Origin of the sequence: Persicitalea sp., assembly GCF_041751555.1 — a bacterium.
In the GTDB taxonomy this organism is placed as follows: Bacteria; Bacteroidota; Bacteroidia; order Cytophagales; family Spirosomataceae; genus Persicitalea.
Genome location: NZ_JBGSXF010000657.1, coordinates 1 through 3,590, shown reverse-complemented (window position 1 = coordinate 3,590; position 3,590 = coordinate 1). Strand labels below are relative to the sequence as shown.

Genomic DNA, 3,590 nt, shown 5'->3' with positions numbered 1-3,590 from the left:
TTTACCAAAAAATACCAGCACGGCCAGCGTTAGTACCAACATCAGGTAGTTTACGTAGGGCAAGTCCATAAAAAACATCCCCAGCACCATGACGGGCAGGGCCAGTACCCCGGCCCCGATCGTGCGTCGTTTGAGTTGCTGGTAGTGTTCTTGCTGGATTTCCTGCTGCTTCGCTTGCGCATCGTCCTCCTCTGTTTCCAGCAGCAAGCCGTAGCCTATTCCCTGCAACACCGTGTCCAGATCGCTCAGGCTTACCTGCTCGGGGTCGAAGTCCACATGGACGGACTGATTAGGGTAGTTTACGGCGGCATCGCTGACGCCGGCTGTGTTTTTTAACATGGATTCCACGCTGCTGGCGCAGGCAGCGCAGGACATTCCCGTGACAGGTATGGTGCTGGTTGATTTCATTTCAGTTGTATTTTTGTACTTCGTTCCAGGGGAAGTAGGGTCGCCTGACAGTTGAGCTGTTTTTTTAAACACAAATTTAATTCCCACTCCTCATCAATTCCCTACACTTTTCGGGCTGAGCTTTGTAGCTTTGGGTAAAACGCGTAGCATTACATCTTTCTCAACCAAAACTCCTCTAAAATCAATTCCCGATGAAGTACTTTTTGGTTGTGCTGTTAATGGCTGTTTTTACCGAATCGAGCGCCCAAGACAAAGCGCGTTTCTATGTAGGTACGGGAGCCAAGGGGGCGGAGTCTTCGATCACGCTTTGCGAACTGGACTTAACCAGCGGCAAGGTCGCCGTAATCGACACCTTTAACAACTGCCCCGGGCCGGGGTACGTGACCCTTTCGCCCGACAAGAAAAACCTTTATTCGGTCAATCAGGACCATACCATCGCGGCCTTTGCGGTGGGAGAAGGCGGGGCGCTTACTTATCTCAATAGCCAACCCGCCGAGGGACAGAATCCCTGTCACGTGTCGGTGCATCCGTCGGGTTGGATGGCTTTTCTGGCCAACTACGGCAGCGGGAGTTGGGCGGCCTACCCCCTCATTGCCACCGGAAGGCTGCACGATGCCTCCGCCAAATTTCAGTTCAACGGCTCGGGGCCCGACAAATCGCGGCAGGAGAAGCCCCACGCGCACTGTGTCGTACCTTCTCCCAACGGCGACTTTGTGTACGTGTCTGACTTGGGTACCGACCGATTGATGAATTACAAACTCGACAAAAAAACTGGACAGGTAGTAGCCAATCCCGCCCAGGCGTACTTTTCAACCAAACCCGGTGCCGGGCCAAGACACTTGGCTATTCACAGATCGGGTAAGTACCTGTATCTGCTCAACGAAATGCACATCACGCTCACCGCCTGCGCCATTGACGAAGCTGGCGTCGTGACCGAAATTGAAACAGTACCAACCATCCCGGCGGATTTTAAGGGAAAGAATACCTCGGCGGCCGTAAGGCTACACCCGAACGGCAAGTACGTGTACGTATCCAACCGGGGCTACAACTCTGTACACGGGTTTGAGATCATGAAAGACGGCAAGCTGAGAAGTGTAGGGGAAGTCAGGGAGGGACTCGATACACCCCGCGATTTTAACTTTGACCCTTCGGGAAAATTCATGGTAGTAGGCAACCAAAAGACCAACGATCTGACAGTTTACCGCGTCGATCCCAGAACGGGTAAGATGACTTTTCTGAGCCAAAGCATTTCTTTGAAAGATCCAATTTGCTTTCAGTTTTTGTAAAATGGATTGTTTGTGAAATAATTATTGGCTAGAATTGGTGCATTGCCCATCAGTGGGCGCGATATTCAGCGATATTTTACACTAACTAACTATGTCCTCTCGCCGTAATTTCCTGGCTCAGGCTGGTACCGTACTTGCCCTTCCTGCTTTCCTGAACCGCGCGCAGGCCGAAGGCATGGAAAATGCCAATCGCCAACTGGCCGGGCTATCGCCCCGGCAGGCTGCTACCGACGAGGATTACTGGGCATGGATCAAGAATGAGTACACGGTTTCGCCCAATCTGCTGAATCTCAACAACGGCGGAGTCTGTCCGCAGCCCAAGGCTGTACAGGATGCGCATATCCGATTTTACCAATATTGCAATGAAGCCCCCAGCTACCATATGTGGCGGGTACTGGATCAGGGACGGGAGGCACTGCGCCAGAAACTAGCCGAAGTAGCTGGCTGCGAGGCCGACGAAATAGCCATTAACCGCAACGCCACCGAAGGGCTGAACACCATAATTTTTGGTTTAGAACTCAAAGCGGGTGACGAGGTGATCCTGACCAAACAGGACTATCCCAACATGATTAACGCCTGGAAACAGCGCGAAAAGCGGGAGGGGATCAAGCTGGTGTGGCTAAATCTTGAATTACCACAGGAGAACGACGACTACTTCGTCGATAAATTCGTGAGCGCCTTCACGCCCAGAACCAAAGTCGTACATATTACGCACATCATCAACTGGGTGGGACAGGTGCAGCCCGCCCGGAAGATCGCCGACGCCGCTCATAAGCGCGGCATCGAGGTTATCGTGGACGGGGCGCATTCTTTCGCGCATCTGGATTATAAAATTCCCGACTTGGGCTGCGACTACTTTGCCACCAGCCTGCACAAGTGGCTGTGCGCTCCCTTTGGCAGCGGCATGATGTACGTAAAGAAGGATAAAATCAAAAATGTGTGGGCTTTGCTATCTAATAATGAACCGGATGGCCCCGACATTCGTAAGTTCGAGAGTTTGGGCACCCGCTCATTTGCTTCGGAAATGGCCATCGGTACGGCGGTAGACTTTCACAATGGCATCGGCAGCGAGCGGAAATTTGCCCGACTGCATCACCTTCAGAGATATTGGACCGATCAAGCTCGTGAAATGCCAGGTGTGACTATCCATACACCCAAGAATCCTAAGTATGGCGGTGCTATCGCTCTGGTGTCGGTGGAAGGCATGATGCCCGCCGAAGTGGATCGGGAATTATTCGCCAGAGCAAAAATCCATACGACGAGCATCGTCTGGGAAAACATCAGCGGGGTGCGCATTACGCCCAACGTTTACACTTCACACAAAGACCTCGACCGTCTGGTCGGCACACTAAACACAATTGCCGGGGAAGCCCGGAAAAAGGAAAAAAGCTAGTTTCAGTTGATAAAAACCGAAACTGGTTTCATCAAAAGTCGCATCGCTTGGGATTGTAAAATCAGAAAGGGTCTCTTTAAGTCCGTTTCGCTTACACCCATTCGTGAATTTATATTCGATCTTGGTTTACTGACCAGAGACGAAGCCTTTTGTGTTTGGAAAATAAGGAGTTGCATGACCACATCGCGAATTAAATGGAGTTTTGTCCTGCTGGGACTTGTCTCCTTCTTCTCAGCCATTGCCCTGATAATCGGCGTCCCGTCCTGGGCGGGCGGCGTCAATGTCCAGTTTTTCTATTCCGGAGCTTTTGCCGCGGGTTTGCTGCTTTCAATCGTAGTCATGTCCATCATGGGCTGGCGATCGACAGTATCCAAGGATTCCTCCCAAAGCCAGATGGAATTCATGTACAAGATGACGCACGAATTGCAAACGCCCGTGTCCAGCATCAACCTGGCTGCTGATATGATTGAAAAGTCTTCGGTTTCCAATTCTCCCGAGCGTTT

The 3,590-nt window shown here is 51.6% G+C and carries 3 protein-coding genes and 1 pseudogene; 3 read left to right on the top strand and 1 reads right to left on the bottom strand.

The window, feature by feature from the left end; all coding sequences use genetic code 11:
• Positions 1-408 (bottom strand): cation transporter (locus ACEW8P_RS23240; RefSeq protein WP_373515454.1); only part of this gene is annotated, 408 nt, incomplete at its 3' end.
• A 191-nt stretch (positions 409-599) separates the two neighbouring features.
• On the opposite strand from ACEW8P_RS23240, the gene ACEW8P_RS23235 reads away from it, so the two are divergent.
• The 3 genes and pseudogenes from ACEW8P_RS23235 to ACEW8P_RS23225 all read left to right on the top strand — a co-directional run.
• Positions 600-1,694: a lactonase family protein gene (locus ACEW8P_RS23235; protein ID WP_373515453.1), complete on the top strand. Its 1,095-nt coding sequence runs from the start codon at positions 600-602 to the stop codon at positions 1,692-1,694.
• A gap of 91 nt (positions 1,695-1,785) precedes the next feature.
• Entirely contained in the window at positions 1,786-3,087 is a 1,302-nt protein-coding gene (locus ACEW8P_RS23230; protein ID WP_373515452.1) for an aminotransferase class V-fold PLP-dependent enzyme, read from the top strand.
• Between the two features lie 174 nt (positions 3,088-3,261).
• A pseudogene (locus ACEW8P_RS23225) lies at positions 3,262-3,590 on the top strand (hypothetical protein); the annotation flags it as partial.